This is a genomic window from Novosphingobium sp., from assembly GCF_041905565.1.
In the GTDB taxonomy this organism is placed as follows: Bacteria; Pseudomonadota; Alphaproteobacteria; order Sphingomonadales; family Sphingomonadaceae; genus Novosphingobium.
The window spans coordinates 138,438-159,028 of sequence record NZ_JAYRKX010000004.1; the positions used below are offsets into that span (position 1 = coordinate 138,438).

Sequence of the window (20,591 nt, forward strand, 5' to 3'; positions counted from 1 at the left end):
CTTGATCCGGCGCAAGCCGCCGTGCGGGCGGCCCGCGCCGGACTGTCTCGATTTCGAGACAGGTCAGCGGGGCAGGGCCGCCGCCGCCCGCGCTGCCGCCTCGATCGCTGCCACGTCGGGTGCGCCCTTGGGCACCAGCCACGATCCGCCGCAGCACAGCACCGCATCAAGCGCCAGCCAGTCGGGCGCGGTCGCGGCGGTGATTCCGCCGGTGGGGCAGAACCTGGCCATGCCGAACGGCGCGGCAATTGCCTTCAGCGCGGGGATGCCGCCGTTTGCTTCGGCCGGGAAGAACTTGAAGCGGTCCAGCCCCAGGTCGAGCCCGCGCATGATGTCGCTGCTGGTGGCGATGCCGGGCAGGAACGGAACCTTGGCTGCGATGGCCGCCTTGGCCAGACTTTCGGTCAGCCCTGGCGAGACGATGAATTCACTGCCGGCGGTCAGCGCATCGTCCAGCGCGTGTTCGTTGAGCACCGTGCCCGCGCCGACAATCGCGCCGGGGACCTGCTTCATCTCGCGGATCACGTCGAGCGCGCTGGCGGTGCGCAGGGTCACTTCCAGCACCGGCAGGCCGCCGCGCACCAGCGCTTCGGCAATCGGGCGGGCGTGGGCCACTTCGTCGATCACCAGCACGGGGATCACGGGGGCCAGGTTCATCAGGTCTTCGATGCGGTTCATGCAAGGTGTTCCGAAGCAAATGCCGCCGCGGCCCCGAACAGGCCCGGCTGGGGATGGGTGATCAGCTTGACCGGCAGCGCGGCCATCAGCCCTTCGAAGCGCCCCTTGGCGCGAAACCGGCTGGAAAAGCCCGATTGCAGCAAGGTGTCCTTGATCCTGAGCCCCAGGCCGCCGGCGATGACCACGCCGCTCGCGCCCTGCGCCAGGGCAATGTCCCCCGCGACCGAGCCGAGCGAGAGGCAGAACCGGTCGACCGCGGCGGCGGCCAGGCTGTCCTCGCCGCTCACGCCGCGCTGCCACAGGGTGCGGTCGTCAAGAGGTTGGATCGCCCGCCCTTCGAGCGCGGCGAGCGCTTCGTATATGTCGACAATGCCGGGGCCGGACACCACTCGTTCGACCGAGACCCGGCGATAGCGCTGGCGCAGCCGGGCGAGGATCGCATCCTCGATACTGTCGAGCGGGGCAAAGTCGATGTGCCCGCCTTCGGTCGCCTGCACGCGGTACTGGCCTGCCCCGCCCAGCCACACGTGCGCCACGCCAAGACCAGTGCCGGGACCGACGATCGACAGCGTGCCGCTGCTTGGCAGGTCAACCTCGGGGCCGGTCAGGTGGACGAAATGCTCTGCCCCGGCGCGGGCCACGGCATGGCCGACCGCGCCAAAATCGTTGACCAGGGTATAGCGGCTGGCCCCCAGCTTTTCCGGGATCAGCGCCGGGCGGATGATCCACGGGTTGTTGGTAAAGCGGATCACTTCGCCCCCGACCGGGCCGGCCACCGCGATGGCCACGTTGGGCGGCAGCGAGCCGCCGCGCTGGCGGGCAAAATGTTCCCAGGCGGTCTGGAAGCTGGCGTGATCGCTGGTGTGCAGCGTGGCCGGTTCGCCCAGCACGATGCCGCCATCGGCAGCGATGGTTGCCAGGGCAAAGCGCGCGTGGGTGCCGCCGATGTCGACGGTGACGATCTCGGTGCTCACAGTCCGGCCTCCCCCAGCATGGCCGATCCGCCGAGTTCCGCGCTGTCGGCGTGACGGCGCAGCACGGCGAACAGTTCGCGCCCTGTGCCCATGTCCGCCGGGGGCGGCGGGGCGGCGCTGCGGGCGGACAGGTCGGCCAGCACTTCGAGCGTGCCGGCATGGCCGCACAGCCGCACCACGTCACCGTCCTGGATCATGGCCAGGGGGCCGCCGGACAGTGCCTCGGGCGTGACGTGGATCGCGGCGGGGACCTTGCCCGATGCGCCCGACATGCGCCCATCGGTGACCAGCGCCACCTTGAAGCCCTTGTCCTGCAGCACGCCCAGCGGCGGGGTCAGCTTGTGCAGTTCGGGCATGCCGTTGGCGCGCGGGCCCTGGAAGCGGACTACCACCACCACATCGCGGTCAAGCTCGCCCGCCTTGAATGCGGCCTGGACCGCTTCCTGGTTGTCGAACACGCGGGCCGGGGCCTCGATCGTCCAGCGCTGGGCATCGACCGCGCTGGTCTTGAACGTCCCGCGCCCGAGGTTGCCCTTGACCAACCGCATGCCGCCATCGGGCTGGAACGCCTGGGCGACCGGGCGCAGCATGGCATCATCGCCGCTTTGCGCCGGGGCCGGGCGCCAGGCCAGTGCGTCGCCATCCAGCACGGGTTCCTCGGCATAGGCGCGCATCCCGCCTGCAGCCACGGTCAGTACGTCCGCGTGCGCGAGGCCCGCATCCAGCAGTTCCCGCACCACGAAGCCCATCCCGCCCGCGGCGTGGAAGTGGTTCACATCGCCCGCGCCATTGGGATAGACCCGCGCGATCAGCGGCACCACGGCGCTCAGTTCATCGAGATCCTGCCAATCCAGCTTGATCCCGGCGGCGCGGGCCATGGCCGGCAGGTGGATCGCATGATTGGTTGATCCGCCCGTGGCGAGGAGCCCGACGCAGGCGTTGACGATCGCCTTTTCATCGACCACGCGGCCCATCGGCCGGTAATCCTCGCTCTCGCGCCCGATCCGGGCCAGGCGGTGCACCGCCGCGCGCGTCAGGGCGGAACGCAGCGGGGTGCTCGGCGGCACGAAGGCCGAACCCGGCACGTGCAGGCCCATCATTTCCATCATCATCTGGTTGGAATTGGCGGTGCCGTAAAAGGTGCAGGTGCCTGGCGAATGGTAGCTGGCGCTCTCGCTGGCGAGCAGGTCGGCGCGGCTGGCCTTGCCCTCGGCGTAAAGCTGGCGGACCTTCTGCTTGTCCTTGTTGGCCAGGCCCGACGGCATCGGCCCGCTCGGCACGAACACGGCGGGCAGGTGGCCAAAGCGCAGCGCGCCGATCACCAGCCCGGGAACGATCTTGTCGCAGATGCCCAGCAGCGCCATGCCATCAAACATCGCGTGGCTCATCGCCACGGCGGTGCCCATGGCGATGGCATCGCGGCTGAACAGCGACAGTTCCATCCCGTCCTGGCCCTGGGTCACCCCGTCGCACATCGCCGGAACCCCGCCCGCGACCTGCGCGGTGGCGCCGACTTCGCGGGCATACAGCTTCATCGCCTCGGGATAGCGGACATAGGGCTGATGGGCCGACAGCATGTCGTTGTAGGCGGTCACGATTGCCAGGTTGGGCCCGCGCCCGCTGGCGATGGCGGGCTTGTCCTCCAGCGCGGCGGCAAAGCCGTGCGCCAGGTTCGAGCAAGACAGCGCGCCGCGGCCGGGAAATCGTTCGGCCTCGCGGTCCATCAGCTCGAGATAGCGGCGGCGGCTGTCTTGCGACTTGTCGATGATCCGCGCGGTGACGCGCTCGACGATGGGATGCAGCTTGGTCATGGTCTCACTCGTGCCAGGTCACGCCGTCGCGTTCGGTCAGGGCAATGGCGGCCGATGGCCCCCAGCTGCCGGCGGTGTAGGTCTTGGGGCGCAGGCCGTGGACGGCCCAGCTGGTGCGGATCGCGTCGATCCAGTCCCACTGCGCTTCCACCTCGTCGCGGCGGACGAACAGGGTCTGGTCGCCTTCGATCAGGTCGAGCAGCAGGCGTTCGTAGGCGATCCGCTTGGTCGGCCCGGCAAAGGCATCGGCCATGGCGATGTCGAGCGGGACCGAACGCAGGCGAATGCCCTCGCGGTCCAGCCCGGGCACCTTGGCCATCAGCGACAGGGTGATGTTTTCTTCGGGCTGGACGGCGATGACCAGCCGGTTCGGTTCGGTCCGCGCGCCGCGCCCGGCGAAGATCGAGTGCGGAACCGGGCGGAACTGGACCACGATCTCGGTCTTGCGCTGGGGCAGGCGCTTGCCGGTGCGCAGGTAGAACGGCACGCCCTTCCACCGCCAGTTGTCGATATGCGCCTTGATCGCGACGAAGGTTTCGGTGTCGCTGTCGCGCCCCAGCTCGTCGTCATAGCCTGCCACTGGCTGGCCATCGATCGCGCCCTTGCGGTACTGGCCGGTTACGGTCTCGTCCGGGTGGACCAGCCGCAGCGCGCGCAGGACCTTGACCTTTTCGTCGCGGATCGCGGTGGCGTCATAGTTGGCGGGCGGCTCCATCCCGACCAGCGCCAGCAGTTGCAGCATGTGGTTCTGCACCATGTCGCGCAGCGCGCCCGCGCCGTCGTAATAGCCCGCGCGGCTTTCCAGCCCGACCGTTTCCGCCACGGTGATCTGGACGTGATCGATATGCGCCGCATTCCACAGCGGTTCGAACATGATGTTGGCAAAGCGCAGCGCCAGCAGGTTCTGGACCGTTTCCTTGCCCAGATAATGGTCGATCCGGAAGGTCCGGTCTTCGCTGAAGGCGCGGGCAACGGCGTCGTTGATCTCGCAGCTGGTCGCAAGGTCGGTGCCCAGCGGCTTTTCCAGCCCGATCCGCACCTTGTCCCCGGTCAGCCCGCCCGCGACCAGCCCGGCGATGGTCGGCTCGAACAGGCTGGGCGCGGTCGACAGGAAGATCGACAGGCCCTGCTCGATCGGCCCGACCTTGTCCGACAGGGCCTGGAACTGATCCGCCTGATTGGCGTCGAGCGGCTGGTAATGCAGCCGGTTGAGGAATTCGGCCATGCCGCCGCGCCGGTCCGCCGGCATGAACTTTTCGAGCGCTGCACGGGCGAAGTTGCGATAGCCCTGGTCGTCCAGCTCCTGCCGCGCGGTGCCGACGATGCGCAGGCCGGGCGCGATCAGCTTGTCCGCGCTGAGAGCGCAGAGCGAGGGCAGCAGCATGCGCTGCGCCAGGTCGCCCGTGGCGCCGAACAGCAGCAGTCGGTCGGCGGTAAAGCTCATCAACGGTTACCCTTGTCATCCTCTCGCGGAATGGGCGGTGGGGTAGCAGCGGCGGACAGGGCGCGCCAGACCAGCGCAAACCAATGCAGAGGCCCTGCATACGTCTGCGCATGGCCCTGTCATGCGCAGCGCCTTTCGCCGCCCCACCTTTGCGGGTAGACCGCCGCGCCATGACCGCCAGCCAGCTCAGCATCCTGTTCTTCCTGCAACTGGCGGTGATCATCGCCGTGTGCCGCCTGGTCGGCGCTTTCGTGCAGCGTTTCCTAGGCCAGCCGCAAGTGGTGGGCGAGATGATCGCCGGGGTGCTGCTTGGCCCCTCGATCCTCGGGCTGATCGCCCCGGGACTGGAAGCCGCGCTGTTCCCGGCCGAATCCAAGAAGGTGCTTTACGTCGGCGCGCAACTGGGCGTGGGGCTGTACATGTTCCTGGTCGGGCTGACCTTTGACAAGGCCGAATTCCGCGCCAGCGCTGGATCGGCAGCGGCGGTGGCGTTCGGTTCGATGGCCGCGCCCTTTGCTGTGGCGGCGCTGATGGCGCCTTGGCTGCTGGGGATCGACGGGCTGTTCGCCCCGCGCGTCGGGACCGCGCAGGCCGCGATGTTCCTGGGCGCGGCGATCGCGATCACCGCCTTTCCGATGCTGGCCCGGATCATCCACGAACGCGGTATTGCCCATACCCAGCTCGGCACGCTGTCGCTCTCGTCAGGGGCGATTGGCGATGCGGGGGCCTGGATCGTGGTGGCGGTGGTGCTGGCCAGCCTGGGCGGGGGCGCGCACCTCGCCTGGCTGGCGGTGGGCGGGGGCCTTGCCTTCGCCTTTGTGATGGTGGTGATCGCTCCGCGCTTGCTGGCCCCGCTCGCGGCGTTGCACGCGCGCAAAGGCGAGGTCGACATGAGCCTGCTGGGCGCGGTGCTGGTGCTGTTCCTGCTATCAGCCTTCGCGATGGACGCGGTCGGCATCCACGCGGTGTTCGGCGGCTTCCTGCTGGGCACGGCCATGCCGCGCGGCCCCTTTGCCGAGGAAGTGCGGGCCAAGCTTGAACCCTTCACCACGGTGTTCCTGCTGCCGATGTTCTTCACCTTCTCTGGCCTCAACACCCAGCTGGCGGTGGTCGATAACCTGTCGCTCGCCGCCGCTGCGCTGGCGATCCTGGCGGCTTCAATCCTGGCCAAGGGCGGGGCCTGCTATCTGGCCGCGCGGCTTTCGGGGCACGATCATGCCACCGCCATGGGGATCGGCGCTCTGATGAACGCGCGCGGGCTGATGGAACTGATCATCATCAACATCGGCTTGCAGCGCGGGGTGATTGAACCGGGGCTGTTCGCAATCCTGGTGGTCATGGCGATTGTCACCACGCTGATGGCGTCGCCACTGTTCGAAGCCTTCTATGGCCGCCATGCGCGCGCCGATGGGCGGCTCGCGCCGTGATCGCGCGCGCGCTGCTGACGCTGCTGCTCGTCCTGACCCCAGCTTCGGCGCTGGCTGCCGCTTGCCCCGCGCCGCTGCGGGTGATGAGCTACAATGTGCGGCTGGATACCCCGGCGGACGGCGACAATCGCTGGGACCGGCGGCGGCCATTGCTGGTGTCGCAGCTGGACCTGCTGCAACCGGCGATCCTGGGCCTGCAGGAAGTGCTGCCCGGGCAGCTGCGCGATCTCGAAGCGGCCTTGCCCGGCCATGTCCGCATCGGCGAAGGGCGCGACGGGGCAGGGCAGGGCGAAGCCGCGCCACTGTTCATCGACCGCCGCCAGTTCAAGGTGCGCGCCAGCGGCACGTTCTGGTTGTCACTGACGCCGCAGGTGCCATCGCTGGGCTGGGATGCGGCCTATCGCCGGATCGCCAGCTGGGCGCGGGTGCAGCGCCGGGCGGATGGCGCGCGGCTGCTGGCGATCAACACCCATTGGGACCATGTCGGCGTGCAGGCCCGGCTGGAAAGCGCGCGGCAACTGGCCGCATGGATCGCCACCAATCGCGCCGCGGGTGAGCGGGTTGTGCTGCTGGGCGATTTCAACGCCGCGCTGGACGAAGCTTCGCTGCGCCACCTGCTGGGCCCGCTGCGCGATGCCCGCCAGGCCGCCGGAGCGCGGGCGGCGGGTACCACGATCACGTTCAACGGGTTCGATCCGCTGCCCAGGGCGGGCGAGACGATCGATCACATCCTGGCCAGCCCGGACCTGCCGGTGGTGCGCTATCACGCCCTGGCCGAACAGTTCGACGGCCGGGTCGCGTCGGATCATTTCCCGGTCATCGCCGACCTGGCGCTGCGCGCTGGCAGCGCTTCCCGCATGACGGGCCGAACCGGCAAGGAAGCGCTCCCGGCTTGCCAATTCTGACATTGGTTGCAACAAGGGCCTGGTCGGACGCGGGGGCGTCCTTGCAGGCAGGCTTGTCGGGCATTGAGCAAACCCACCATCGATGATGTTGCCGCGTTGGCCGGGGTGGCGCGCACCACGGTCTCGCGGGTGCTCAACCACCAGCCCAACGTGCGCGAGGAAGTGCGCGACAAGGTGATGCGCGCGGTGCAGATGCTGGGCTACCGGGTCAACCTGCAGGCGCGGCACCTGGCCGGGCGCAAGGCGCTGCGGCTGGCGCTGGTCCATGCCTCGGACTTCGACAGCGAACCCAATTCCTATTTCGGTTCCGCGCTGGAACTGGGGGCGACGCGCGCTTCGGCCCGGATCGGGGCGCAGCTGGTCACCCACGTGGTCAACCAGAACGATCCCGGCGCGGCCGCCGAAATCATCGCCAATGCCAGCGACGACCAGTGCGACGGGATCATCCTGACCCCGCCCTTCGCCGATGACATAGAGCTGCTGCGCGCGCTGGAGGCGATGGGCTGCCGCGTCGCCGCGATTGCCGCGGGGCCCGCCAGCGAAGCCGTGGTCGCCACCTTGGGGATCGACGATCGCCAGGCCGGTTACGACATCGGCCGCCACCTGCTGGGCCAGGGGCACCGCGCCTTCGGGTTCATCAAGGGTTTGTCCGGGCACCTTTCGGCCGAAACCCGCTTCGACGGCTTTGCCGCCGCCCTGGCCGAAGCCGGCATCCCGGACGAAGCCATTGCCCGGGAACGCGGCAATTTCACTTTCCGTTCGGGACTTGAATGCGCCCAGCGCCTGCTGGACCGGGCCGAACCGATCACTGCACTGGTCTGCGCCAACGACGATATGGCCGCCGGCGCGCTGCTGGCGGCGCACAAGCTGGGCCTGCGCATCCCGCAGGACATCGCGATCACCGGGTTCGACGATACGCCGGTGTCGGAAATCGTCTGGCCTCCGCTGACCACCATCCACCAGCCGCTGCGCGCAATGGGCGCGCGGGCGGTGGAACGCCTCGCCGAACTGGTCGGCGGGCAGCCTGCCGGGGGTGGGCGCGAAGTGCTGGAACACCGGCTGGTGGTGCGGGAATCCAGCCAGTCCAGCTAGGCGCAGCGGCATCCACCACGGTAATTGGAAGCGCTTCCTATTGACCTTCGAGCGCGAATGCGGCAGATGATTGGAAGCGCTTCCAATTGCCGTGCCACCGGGAGGAGACTGGCCAGCACGGGGAAATTGGCGAAATACGGCGCTTATGGAGGGGATGAATGGCAATGAGGGATACCACCGGCCGCGCCGCGAATCGGCTGCCGCGCACCTACCGTTTCGGGCTGACCGCCGCGTCGACGCTGGCGCTGGCTGCGCTGGCGCCGCAAGTCGCACTGGCCCAGGATGCCGCTGCAGCTGACGAGGCGCTGACCGATGCCAACGGCGAAATCGTCGTGTCGGGGATCCGCTATTCGATCGCCAATTCGATCAACCTGAAGCGCAATGCCGAAAGCATCGTCGAATCGATCTCGGCCGAGGAAATCGGCAAGCTGCCCGATGTCTCGATTGCGGAATCGATCGCCCGCCTGCCGGGCCTGGCCGCGCAGCGCGTTGGCGGCCGTGCGCAGTCGATCTCGATCCGCGGGCTTTCGCCGGATTTCACCACCACCTTCCTCAATGGCCGCCAGCAGGCCAGCTCGGGCGACAACCGCTCGGTCGAGTTTGACCAGTATCCCTCGGAACTGCTGCAAAGCGTGGTGGTCTACAAGACCCCCGACGCGTCGATCGCGGGCATGGGCCTGTCGGGCTCGGCGGACCTGCGCACCGTGCGGCCGCTGGAATTCGGCAAGCAGGCGATCGCGCTCAACCTGCGCGGCGAACTCAACAGTGGCGGCCGCCTGAACAAGGACGTGCGCAACTGGGGCTGGCGCGGCAGCGCGAGCTGGATCGGGCAGAGCGAGGACGGCACCGTGGGCTGGGCGCTGGGCTATGCCCACCTCGACAGCCCCAGCCAGAACCGCCACGTCAAGGCCTACAACTACGAAACCTTCTGCTGCGGGATCGACAACAACATCTTCCCCGCCGCGAACAAGGGCGCGACCTATGTGACCGGGCAGGAAGCCTTCGCCTACTCGCGCGAGAACAAGCGCGACGCGGCGATCGGCATTCTCGAATGGAAGCCGAGTGATGCGATCCATTCGACGCTCGATCTCTACTATTCGCGCTTCAAGCAGAAGGAAGTGATGCGCGGCAGCCAGTGGTTCTCGAACGTCTGGGCCGATAGCCAGACCTTCGCCAATACCACCACATCCACGCTGGGCGGGACCACTGTTGGCGTGACCGGCACCACCACCGGGGGCGCCCCGCAGCTGCGCAACGATTACAACACCCGCGAAGACCGCCTGTTCTCGGCCGGGTGGAACACCGAATTCGCGCTGGGCGATCACACCGCGCTGGTCGCTGACCTGTCCTATTCGCGCAACAAGCGCGATGAAAGCATCACCGAAACCTATGCCGGCTATGGCTGCTGCGCCACGTCCGCGACGCAGAACGCCAACCGCACCTTCGACAGCATCGGCTGGGATTACACGCGTTTCCTGGCTGGCGATGGCATGCCCGACTGGAGCGAGGGGCTGAACTATGCCGATGCCAGCAAGGTCTCGCTGGGTGACCGCGCGCCCTGGGGCGGCTGGGGCCATGATGGCGCAACCAAGAACCCGCACGTGGTCGAAAAGGTCTGGGCCGCCGACCTTGGCCTGAAGCGCGACTTCGACGGCGGTTTCATCAAGAGCGTCGAGCTGGGGGGTAACTACACCCGCCGCACGAAGACCAAGTCGGTCGACGAATACGACCTGTTCCTGAAGAACAACCGCACCCAGACGCTGGTTGGTTCGCAGTACCTGGTCCAGCCCACCTCGCTCGGCTTTGCCGGGATGGGCGGCGTGCTGGCGGTGGACCTGCCGTCGGCGCTGCCGGTCTATTTCGACAAGGTGGTCTATGTCGACGCCAACACCTTCGACAAGTCGTGGGACATCGAGGAAGACATCTGGACCGCCAAGGCCAAGGTCAATCTTGAGGCCGGCAACCTGCACGGCAACATCGGCCTGCAGATGGTCCACCAGAAGCAGGCCTCGCACGGCAGCGCGATCAACGTGGTGGTGACGCCGCGCGTGGTCACCCCGATCAGCCGCGAGACCAGCTATACTGACTGGCTGCCCAGCCTGAACCTGATCTACGAGCTGGGCGGCGGGCACCGCCTGCGGCTGGCTGCGTCCAAGACCATGGCGCGCCCGCGCATGGATGAAATGCGCGCCGACTTCATCCCGGGCTTCGGCAATCCGTGTTCGGGCAGTGGCGGGTCCTCGGCCCAATGCCAGCCGGGCGGGACGATCCACCCGTGGACGGCCAATGGCGGCAACCCCTATCTGGAGCCGTGGCGTGCCAAGGCGGTCGACGTGGCCTATGAATGGTACATCGACAAGTCGAGCTACATCTCGGTCGCGGGCTTCTACAAGCACCTCGACAACTACATCTACCAGCAGACCCAGGCGTTTGACTTCGCGGGCCTTGCGCTGCCGACCACGGCGGTGATCCCCACGGGCGTCACGGTCAGCCCGATCGGCCAGATCACCCAGCCGGCCAACGGCAAGGGCGGCAAGCTCTATGGCTTCGAAGTGTCGGGCGCACTGGGGCTGGGCAAGCTGGTGCCGGCACTGGATGGCTTCGGCATCCTGGGCAGCTACAGCTACACCAAGTCGGAACTGCACCCGACCACCTCGACCAACGTCAAGACGATCGCGGCAACGCGTATCCCGGGGCTGTCGGGCACGGTCTACAACATCACCGGCTACTTCGAGAAGTGGGGCTTCCAGGCCCGCGCCAGCTATCGCTATCGCTCCGCCTTCAAGGGCGAGGTGGTGCAGCTGTTCGCGGCGCGCGGGGCAACCGAAATCCTCGCGGACAAGCAGCTTGATGCGCAGCTTGGCTACACCTTCGCCGAAGGTTCGAAGCTGGAAGGGCTGTCGCTGCTGTTCCAGGTCAACAACCTGACGGATTCGCCCTATCGCACCCGCCTGGGTGTTGATGATGGCGGGGCGCGGACCTCGGATGGCAGCGCGCTCCCGGAAACCTACGAAAAGTATGGCCGTCAGTTCCTGCTGGGTGCCAGCTACCGGTTCTGACCGGACCCGTGATGGGCGCGTCCAGCCATGGGCGCGCCCGCTCCCGGCGGGCCAGGCCTGGCGCATCGGTCCACTTTCGGATCGCGTCGGCATGAGGGGCCTGGCCCAGCCGGACCTTTTTCAGACAAGCAAGAGGCTAACCGGAACTTGATGATGCGCAACAGGCCCGCCCTGCTTTCGATCCTGCTGCTGGCGGGTTCTGCCGCCGCCATGGCTGCCAGCCCTGCCAAGCCGCCGCGCTGGAGCGCGGACGAGGCCAAGGCCATCGCCGCCTGGCAGCCCCGCACCGCCGCCCGCCCGGTTCCCCGGGTCGAGGCACGGATCCGCCGCATCGTAGCCGGCATGACGCTGGAACAGAAGATCGGGCAGATGACCCAGCCCAGCATCCTGTCGATCACGCCGGATGAGGTGCGCCAGTACTACATCGGCTCGATCCTGAATGGCGGCGGCGGCTGGCCCGGCGGCAACAAGCGGGCCGGTTTGGCCGATTGGGTCAGCCTGGCCAAGGCTCACGATGCCGCGGCGCTGTCCACGGACATGAAGGTCAAGGTGCCGGTGGTGTGGGGCGTGGACGCGGTCCACGGCCACAACAACGTATTTGGCGCGACCACCTTCCCCCAGAACATCGGCCTCGGCGCGGCGGGCGATCCCGAGCTGGTCGAACGGATCGGCCGGGCCACCGCGCGCCAGGTTCGCGCCACCGGGATCGGCTGGGCCTTTGCCCCGACGCTGGCCGTGGTCCAGAACCAGCGCTGGGGCCGCACCTATGAAAGCTACGGCAGCGATCCGGCGCTGGTTTCGCGCCTGGGCGCGGCGCTGGTGCATGGCTTGCAGGGCAAGCTGACCGGCGATGGCGACGTGCTGGCATCGGCCAAGCACTTCGTGGGCGATGGCGGCACCTGGCGCGGGATCGACCAGGGCGAGAACCGCTCGGACGAAGCGACGTTGGCCAGCCTGCATGGCGCGGGGTACTATGCCGCGCTGGATGCCGGGGTGCAGACCGTGATGGTCAGCTACAATTCCTGGGCGCGCGATGGCGCGGTGGCCATGGGCAAGCTGCACGGCAACCGCGCGCTGGTAACCGGCGTGCTCAAGCAGCGGCTGAAGTTCGACGGGATGGTCGTGTCCGACTGGAACGCGATCGAGCAGGTTGCCGGGTGCGAACGCGATCATTGCCCCGCCGCGATCAATGCCGGGGTCGACCTGTTCATGATCCCTGACAACTGGAAGACCTTTATCGCCAAGACCGTGGCCGATGTGCGCGAAGGCCGCGTGCCGATGGCGCGGATCGACGATGCGGTCAGCCGGATCTTGCGGGTCAAGCTGCGCATGGGGTTGTTCGACCGGCCGACCACGGCCGGCGCGCTGACCGGCGATGCCAGCCAGCTGGCCGTGCGCGACCTGGCCCATGAAGCCGTGCGCAAGAGCGCGGTCCTGCTCAAGAACGATGGCGGCGCGCTGCCGCTGGCCCCGGGCAAGCGCCTGCTGGTGGTGGGCGCGGCGGCTGACAGCTTTCCCGCGCAGTCGGGCGGCTGGTCGCTGACCTGGCAGGGCGAGGAAACCGACAATGCCGACTATCCGCTGGGCGAAACCCTGCTGGGTGGGCTGCGCCGCGTCTATGGCGCGGACCACGTCACCTTCTCGGCCGATGGCAGCGCCTTTGCCCCGGGCAAGTTCGACGCGGTGATCGCGGTGCTGGGCGAACGGCCCTATGCCGAAATGAAAGGCGATGTGCGCTGGCCCGCGCCGGTGGCGCATTCGGCGCTTTACCCCGATCAGGCTGCCTTGCTGGGCCGCGTGTCGGGGCAGGGCGTGCCGGTGGTCAGCCTGCTCTATTCGGGCCGGACCACCTATGCCACCGACCTGATCAACCGCTCCGACGCCTTCGTCGCCGCGTTCCTGCCGGGGACCGAGGCCGGGGCGCTGGCCGATCTGCTGGCCGGGCGGCAAAGCCTGGATTTTCGCGGCCGCCTGTCCTTTGCCTGGCCCAACACCGCCTGCCCGTCAGGCGGCGAGCCGGCGGGCGAGCGGCTGTTTGCGCGGGGCTTCGGCCTGACCTACGGCAACCGGGTCGCCACGGGCCGTCTGGCCGAAGCCCCCATTCTCGCCGCTTGCCCCTGACCGGCAGGCGTGCCAGCAGCGGGTAAGGGAGGGCGCAGGATGACGCCGATCAGGAAGATTCTCATCGCCGGGGGCGGCTCCTCCGGCTGGATGACCGCCGCGCTGCTCGCCCGGCTGTTCCAGGGGATGTACGAGATCGTGCTGGTCGAAAGCGACCAGATCGGTACGATCGGCGTGGGCGAGGCGACCATCCCCGCGATCAAGAAATACACCGAGCTGCTCGGGCTGGACGAGGACGAATTCATCGCCCGCACCCAGGCCAGCTTCAAGCTGGGCATCCAGTTCGTCGACTGGTGGAAGCAAGGCTCCAGCTACATCCACGGCTTCGGGGTGATCGGGCAGGACTGGGAATGGCTGCGGATGCACCATTACTGGCTCAAGGCCGAGCAGCAGGGCCGCGCCCAGGATTTCGCCGCCTATTCGATCAACACCGCCGCCGCGCTGGAAAACAGGTTCCTGCGCGCCCAGACGCAGATGGGTGACAGCCCGCTCAGCCAGATCGCCCACGCGTTTCATTTCGACGCGGCGCTGTTTGCGCGGTTCCTGTCGGCCTATGCCCAGGAACGCGGCGTGCGGCGGCGCGAGGGCAAGATTGCCGACGTTACCCTGCGCAGTGATGACGGGTTCATCGAAAGCGTGACGATGGACGATGGCGAAGTGATCGCCGCCGACCTGTTCATCGATTGCTCGGGCTTTCGCGGGCTGTTCATCAACCAGGCGCTGAAAGTGCCGTTCGATGACTGGTCGCACTGGCTGCCTTGCGACCGGGCGATCGCGGTGCCGTGCGAACGCTCGGACAATTTCACCCCCTATACCCGCTCCACCGCGCATGGCGCGGGGTGGCAGTGGCGTATTCCGCTCCAGCACCGCACCGGCAACGGCCACGTGTTCTCGACCCGGTTCATGGACGATGCCGAGGCCGAGCGCATCCTGCTCGCCAACCTGGATGGCGCGCCGCGCGCTGATCCGTTCAAGGTCGATTTCAAGGCGGGCAAGCGGCGCGAGCTGTGGCACAAGAACTGCGTTGCCGTAGGGCTGGCGGGCGGCTTTCTCGAACCGCTGGAATCGACCAGCCTGCACCTGGTTCAGGCCGGGATCATCCGGCTGGTCCGGCTGCTGCCTGATGCCGGGTTCGATCCCGCCACCATTGCCGAATTCAACCGCCAGACCGATTTTGAATACGAGCGGATCCGCGATTTCATCATCCTGCACTACAAGGCGACCGAGCGCAGCGACACGCCGTTCTGGGACTATTGCCGGACGATGGACGTGCCCGAAACCCTGCAGCGCAAGCTCGACCTGTGGATGGCCAACGGCCGTATCTTCCGCGAGGACGAGGAACTGTTCGCCGAGGAAAGCTGGATCCAGGTGCTGCTGGGTCAGGGCATTGTGCCGCGCGGCTATGACCCCTTGGTCGACATCAAGAGCGACGCGCAGATAGCGCAGTACCTGGGCAATATCGCCGCGGTGATCGGCAAGTGCGTGGCGGTGATGCCCAGCCACGCCGAATACGTCGCCAAGACCTGCCCCGCGCCGGCGGCATGATCCGTAGCGCCGCGCTGCTGGGCCTGGTGCTGGGTGCCCTGGCGCTCGCGCCGCCCGCACCGGCCGCGCCGCCCCGACCAGCGCAGGCCGCGCAGGTCTGGGCCAGCAGCGCCGACGGCGCGCGCAAGCTGGCGCGCCAGGCCGATCTTGCGCCCGCCGGCTCCCCCGCTGCCGGGACCGAGCTGACCATTGATCCCGCGCGCACCGATCAGCGCGTGGTCGGCTTCGGCGCGGCGATGACCGATGCTTCGGCCGAACTGCTGCAAACGGCGCTGCCGTCCGCGCGCCGCCGCGCGCTCTATGCCGAGCTGTTCGGGCGGCAGGGGCTGGCGCTGGGCTTCGTGCGGGTGCCGATTGGCGCGTCGGACTTTTCGCGCCGCCACTACAGCCTGAACGATCTGCCGCCGGGGCAGCGCGATCCGGCCATGGCGCGCTTCAGCATGGCCGAACCGGCCCGCTTCCAGATCCCGGCGCTGCGGGCAGCGCGGCGGGTCAATCCGGGGCTGGTGCTGATGGCCAGCCCATGGAGCGCGCCCGCATGGATGAAGGACAGCCGCAGCCTGATCACCGGGCGGCTGCGCGCCGATGCCCACGCGGCCTATGCGGCCTACTTCGCCCGCTACCTCGATGCGATGGCCCGCGCCGGGCTGCCGGTGAGCTATGTCTCGGTCCAGAACGAACCCGCGTTCGAGCCGAAGGACTATCCCGGCATGCGGATGAGCGCGGCGGATCGCGCGGCCTTTGTCGCTCATGCGCTGGGGCCGGCGCTGGCGCGGCGGCGGCAACGCACGCAGATCCTCGAATGGGACCATAACTGGGACCATCCGGAAGAACCGCTGGCCGTGCTGGCCGATCCGGCGGCGCGGCGCTTCATCGCCGGGGTTGCCTGGCACTGCTATGCCGGGGATCCCAAGGTCATGGCCGAGGTGCGCGCCGCCTATCCCGACACGCAGGTGTTCTTTTCCGAATGTTCGGGCGGCAACTGGTCGCCGAACTGGGGTGAGGCGATGGGCTGGATGTTCGACAACCTGATCATCGCCCCCTTGCGCGCCGGATCGCGCGGGACGTTGCTGTGGAATCTGGCGCTGGATGAAAACCACGGCCCGCACCTGGGCGGCTGCGGCGATTGCCGGGCGGTGGTGACGATCGACCGGGCCAGCGGCACGGTGACCCGCAATCTCGAATACTACGTGCTGGGCCATGCCAGCCGGTTCGTGCGGCCCGGCGCGCAGCGGATCGCCAGCCACGGCGGCGAGACGGCGGGCGCGGCCCACGCCGCGTTCCGCAATCCCGATGGCTCGCTGGTGCTGCTGGCGCGCAATGGGGGCAACATGCCGCTGGCCCTTGCCATCACCATGCAGGGCAAGGCATGGCGGCTGACCATGCCTGCCGGAGAAATCATCACCCTGGTCTGGCCCGCGTCGGGCCCACGGCGTTGATCGCGCGGCTGCGCGCACTGGGGATTACCGGCGCCTTCATCGCGGTGACGACGCTGTTCTGCGTCTGGGGCTTCATCTCGTCGAACAACGATCCGCTGATCGTGACCCTGCGCGCAGCGTTCCGGCTGAGCTATACCGAGGGGCTGGCGGTGCAGCTGGTCAGCTTCCTCGCCTATGGCGTGATGTCCCTGCCTGCCGCCGCGCTCAGCCAGCGGCTGGGCTTGCCGCGCACGATCCAGCTGGCCCTGCTGACCATGATTGCCGGCTGCCTGCTGATCCGCGCCGTGCTGCCCTGGCAAAGCTATGGCGCGATCCTGGCGGCGCTGTTCGTGCTGGCGGTGGGGATCAACGTGCTGCAGGTGGCGGCCAATCCGCTCGCCGCCGCGCTGGGGCCGCAGCAGACCAGCCATTTCCGGCTCAGCCTGGCGCAGGCGTTCAATTCGCTGGGGGTGGTGCTGGGCGCCCATTTCGGTTCAAGGGTCATGCTGGGCGAGCGCGAACTGGTGGCCCATCCTGGCGGGCTGAGTGATGCGTCGCAGCGCACCGAAGCGCTGGGCGCCGTGCACCATGCCTATGGCGTGATGGCGCTGGTGCTGGCCGTGCTGACGGTTTTTCTGTGGAGCCAGCGCCTGCGCATCACGGCTGCGGCCAGCACGATTGCGCCCGCGCCGTCGGTTTCGCCGCTGGCGGCGCTGCGCTCGCGTTGGGCTGTGGCCGGGGCCGTGGCAATCGGGCTCTATGTCGGCGCGGAAGTGTCGATCGGCAGCGTGATGATCAACTTCCTGCACCAGCCGGGGGTGCTGAACCTGCCGTTCGAGCGGGGCGGGGAAATGCTCGCCAACTTCTATTGGGGCGGGGCCTTGGCCGGGCGGTTCATTGGCGCCGCGCTGCTGACCCGGATCGCCGCGCCGCGCCTGCTGGGTGCGAACGCGCTGTGCGCCGCCGTGCTGTGCGGTGTCGCCATTGGCGGGCACGGGCCCGTGGCGGGCTATGCCGCGCTGGCGGTGGGGCTGTGCAATTCGATCATGTTCCCGACGATCTTTTCGATCACGCTGGAACGCGCCGGTGTGCCGCAAAGCGCCACCTCGGGCCTGCTCTGCCTGGCGATTGCCGGGGGCGCGCTGATCCCGCTGCTGGTCGGGCTGATCGCTGATGGCACCAGCCTGGCCCTGGCCTTCAGCGTGCCGCTGCTGGCCTACGGCGTGATCGCCAGTTTCGCGCTGCGCGCCGCGCGGGCCTAGCCGTGCGCGCCGAACTGGTTGGCGATGGCGGTGGTGATCCGCAGTGCCAACGCCTGCGCGCGTTCGATCGGGTCGATGAAATCGCGATGGATCGCGCCATAGCCGGTCGCCGCATCGTCGGGATAGTCGCTCGGTTCGGCCACGGTGAAATCGCCGATCTGCGGGAAGCTAACCGGAAAGGCCCGGCGCAGCTGAGCCAGCGCCTCGTCGATCCGCAGGGTAAAGACCATTTCCAGCACGTCCTCGCGTGCGATGTCGTTGGCGCGGCTGAAGGCCGGGACCGAGACCGCGCGCAGGAACATGTGTTGCAGCAGCGCCAGCCGCAGCGCCTGCAGCACGCCGAGTTGGCGGCGCGTATGCTCGCGCCCCGATAGCGGCGCCTCGTCCGGGATCAGGGCGAGCAGGCGGTGCAGCTTGAGCGCATCGACCCGCAGGCGCGAGGCGAGGCGGCGGAATACCCCGGTGCGATCGTCCTTGGTCAGGTATTCGGCCAGCGCCAGGCAGGCATCGGCAATATCCTGTTCCTCGCCGCGATAGGGGCGGCTGGCCCAATAGGCTGAATTGAACAGCTCGCCATAAGCGGCGACGGTCTTGATGCTGGCCAGCGCATTGGCGGCGCGCACCAGGCGAACCAGCTGGCGGCCGCGCTCGCTGCCACGCAGCAGACCGGCCAGTTCCTCGTAATTGCCTTCGGCCGCCGTGCCGAACCCGGCGATGACGTTGACCGGATAGCCCAGTTGCTGGAGCACCGCATTGTGCGGAATCGCGCGGATCTGGCGCAGGCTCATCTGGCGGTCGGCGGCCAGGTCCGACTGGCGGCGGCTCTTGCGGCTGCCGGTGTCGTTGAGCATCCCCAGGCCGAACGCGGTGACCGCGCGGGCATAGGTCTGGCTGACCAGCTGGGCCTGCTGGAAGCGCCGGATCGCTCGGTAGAAATCGAGCGACAGATCGGTGCGGCGATAGAACGGATCGGTCGGCGCATCCGGATCGGTGCGCGCCGGGGCCAGCTCCGCAAAGCGGGTCAGCGTGGCCAGCGCCAGTTCCGGCGTGCCGAAGAACAGGTAGCCGTCGCCGCCCTGGAAACTGACTTCCGGTTCCAGCGCGATCCCCGCCCGCACGAAGCGCCGCCGCGCCCAGGGCGAGAGCGGCCAGGCCAGCCGGTCCGCGAAACTGCCGGGATGCGCGCCGCGCCCCATGCTTTCGCCGTGGGTGTTGAAGATCAGCGCCGCGACATCGCCCAGGCCATTGGATCGCATCGCTTCCGACAGGCGGCCTTGCAACCGCTCGATCGCCAGCGCCGCCGGGATCTGGCCGACGAAGCGCCCGGCATCGGAAAAGCCGGTCTGGATCGACACCCGCCCGCGCGCCTTGGCGTATTGGCGGTAGGCGTCCTCGGCCAGCAGCGCATCGAGGAACCGCCCGCCGTGTTCCAGCGCGCTTTCGGTTTCGAACAGCGGCGATACGTCAACCTTGTCGGCAATCCCGAACAGCCGCGCGAAGTAGAGCGCGGCGAGCATGGTGGTCGGCTGTTCGCATTCGGCCACCAGCATCCGGATCGGGGCATCGCTGTCCACGTGATGCAGGATCTGCACCATGGCGAGGAACTGGCGCACGGCGGTGCTGTTCTCGATCGCCAGCGCGGCGAAATTGCTGCGCAGCGGTCGCGCTTCGGCCAGCAATTCGCGCATCCGCACCAGCGCGGCCTGGCTGGCCAGATCGAGCGTGCCACTGGGATCGATCCGGCGGCGGATCGCGTTCTGCAACTGGCTGGAATTCACCCGGAAGTGGATCCAGCCCATGCCCAGCCCATCGGCGCGCATCGCTGCCGCGACAACCAGCAGCGCCTGCGCCTGCGCGTCCTCTGCCGTGGCGGCGAGCGCTTCCAGTTCGGCAATGACCGGGGCCAGGCTGGTCAGCTTGTCGGGATGATCGGCGGTCAGCGTGTTGGCCGCAGCCGACAGGGCGGCGGGATCGGACAGGTCGGCGGCGAACAGGGCCGCCATTTCCCCGGCTCGCGCGGCGGCACGGTCCAGCCGCTCGGCCAGCGCGGAGGCGCGATCACGCAGCGCTGCGGCATAAGTGTATAGCCGCTCGGCCTTTTCGGACAGGCGGTAGCGCAGCGATGTGGCCCAGGAAATGTCGGTGCGCCCGTCCATGTCATAGCCGACCCAACTGGCGAAGCGCAGCGGCAGCGGGGCCAGCTCCCGCCAGCGGCCGGGCCAGCGGCGGCGCGCTTCGGCAAACAGGCGGGTGTTGATCGCATCGCGTGCGGCCTGGGCGCGGGCAATCGCGGCCATCGCCTGCTCATGCTCACCGTCCAGTGTCAGCGCATCGCGGGCGTGGGGGGCAAGGCAGGCCGAACCGCTTTGCATCGACTGGTCGGTGGCGGTCCGGGCCACGGCGGCGGCCTGGGCGCTGGTCAGCAGGAAGGTGGGGTGGGCGGTGAACACCACGTGGACCAGCGCGCTGCGCCAGCGCGCGGCAAAGCTGTCAAAGTCGGCGTCCTGCGCTGCCAGCGCGCCAATCCGGTCAAGGTTGCCCGCGGGGTCCAGTGGGGCGACCAGCCGGGCCAGCCGGTCGGCGCGGGCAGTCAGCCCTTCGCATTCCAGTTCGGCCACCATCGCTTCAAGCTGGGCGAAATCCAGCTCGCCGCGTTCGATCCGCCGCGACAGTTCCAGCCCCAGCTGGAACACCGGGTTGAACAGCGGCGTATCGCGCGTTTGCTGGTGCAGTTCCTCAAGTCGGGCGTCGAGTTCGGCGATTTTGCTCATGCGCGGCTCCTGCGGGCGGGCAGGGCGGGGGCTAACACCCCGGGCCACACTGCACCATAGCGGGTGCCTGCGAATACGTCTGCG

General features: G+C 68.4%; 13 protein-coding genes. 8 read left to right on the top strand and 5 right to left on the bottom strand.

Annotation, left to right across the window (positions count from 1 at the left end):
• Window positions 1–63: 63 nt before the first annotated feature.
• The 4 genes from eda to zwf are packed head-to-tail and all read right to left on the bottom strand — an operon-like array spanning window position 64 to window position 4,907.
• Window positions 64–678 carry a bifunctional 4-hydroxy-2-oxoglutarate aldolase/2-dehydro-3-deoxy-phosphogluconate aldolase gene (eda, locus tag ACE3N9_RS05050; protein WP_374281480.1) on the bottom strand — a complete coding sequence of 205 codons (615 nt, stop codon included), beginning with the start codon at window positions 676–678 and terminating at the stop codon, window positions 64–66.
• Window positions 675–1,652 carry a glucokinase gene (glk, locus tag ACE3N9_RS05055; protein WP_374281482.1) on the bottom strand — a complete coding sequence of 326 codons (978 nt, stop codon included), beginning with the start codon at window positions 1,650–1,652 and terminating at the stop codon, window positions 675–677. Before glk ends, eda begins: the two co-directional genes overlap by 4 nt.
• Window positions 1,649–3,463 (bottom strand): phosphogluconate dehydratase, encoded by a 1,815-nt coding sequence (edd, locus tag ACE3N9_RS05060; protein ID WP_374281484.1) that lies wholly within the window; start codon window positions 3,461–3,463, stop codon window positions 1,649–1,651. The genes glk and edd overlap by 4 nt, the downstream gene beginning before the upstream one ends.
• Window positions 3,464–3,467: 4 nt before the next feature.
• A complete protein-coding gene (gene zwf / locus ACE3N9_RS05065; RefSeq protein ID WP_374281486.1) occupies window positions 3,468–4,907 on the bottom strand; it encodes a glucose-6-phosphate dehydrogenase in 1,440 nt (479 codons plus the stop codon).
• A 170-nt stretch (window positions 4,908–5,077) separates the two neighbouring features.
• On the opposite strand from zwf, the gene ACE3N9_RS05070 reads away from it, so the two are divergent.
• The 8 genes from ACE3N9_RS05070 to gluP all read left to right on the top strand — a co-directional run bounded on the left by ACE3N9_RS05070 (window position 5,078) and on the right by gluP (window position 17,736).
• A complete protein-coding gene (locus ACE3N9_RS05070; protein ID WP_374281488.1) occupies window positions 5,078–6,334 on the top strand; it encodes a cation:proton antiporter in 1,257 nt (418 codons plus the stop codon).
• Window positions 6,331–7,239, top strand: coding sequence for an endonuclease/exonuclease/phosphatase family protein (locus ACE3N9_RS05075; protein WP_374281490.1), 909 nt, complete (start codon window positions 6,331–6,333; stop codon window positions 7,237–7,239). Before ACE3N9_RS05070 ends, ACE3N9_RS05075 begins: the two co-directional genes overlap by 4 nt.
• 63 nt (window positions 7,240–7,302) lie before the next feature.
• Window positions 7,303–8,331, top strand: coding sequence for a LacI family DNA-binding transcriptional regulator (locus ACE3N9_RS05080; RefSeq protein WP_374281492.1), 1,029 nt, complete (start codon window positions 7,303–7,305; stop codon window positions 8,329–8,331).
• Window positions 8,332–8,489: 158 nt separating this feature from the next.
• Window positions 8,490–11,390, top strand: coding sequence for a TonB-dependent receptor (locus ACE3N9_RS05085; RefSeq protein ID WP_374281494.1), 2,901 nt, complete (start codon window positions 8,490–8,492; stop codon window positions 11,388–11,390).
• A gap of 150 nt (window positions 11,391–11,540) precedes the next feature.
• On the top strand, window positions 11,541–13,511 hold the full coding sequence (locus ACE3N9_RS05090; RefSeq protein WP_374281496.1) for a glycoside hydrolase family 3 protein: 1,971 nt from the start codon (window positions 11,541–11,543) through the stop codon (window positions 13,509–13,511).
• A gap of 39 nt (window positions 13,512–13,550) precedes the next feature.
• Window positions 13,551–15,056, top strand: a complete 1,506-nt coding sequence (locus ACE3N9_RS05095) for a tryptophan halogenase family protein (RefSeq protein WP_374281498.1) — start codon at window positions 13,551–13,553, stop codon at window positions 15,054–15,056.
• Window positions 15,053–16,495: a glycoside hydrolase family 30 beta sandwich domain-containing protein gene (locus tag ACE3N9_RS05100; protein WP_374281500.1), complete on the top strand. Its 1,443-nt coding sequence runs from the start codon at window positions 15,053–15,055 to the stop codon at window positions 16,493–16,495. The genes ACE3N9_RS05095 and ACE3N9_RS05100 overlap by 4 nt, the downstream gene beginning before the upstream one ends.
• Window positions 16,492–17,736: a glucose/galactose MFS transporter gene (gene gluP, locus ACE3N9_RS05105; protein WP_374281502.1), complete on the top strand. Its 1,245-nt coding sequence runs from the start codon at window positions 16,492–16,494 to the stop codon at window positions 17,734–17,736. Before ACE3N9_RS05100 ends, gluP begins: the two co-directional genes overlap by 4 nt.
• Here gluP and ACE3N9_RS05110 read toward each other — a convergent pair.
• Complete coding sequence (locus ACE3N9_RS05110) at window positions 17,733–20,507, bottom strand: phosphoenolpyruvate carboxylase (protein WP_374281504.1); 2,775 nt, start codon at window positions 20,505–20,507, stop codon at window positions 17,733–17,735. The two genes, gluP and ACE3N9_RS05110, sit on opposite strands and share 4 nt — an antisense overlap.
• Between the last annotated feature and the right edge of the window lie 84 nt (window positions 20,508–20,591).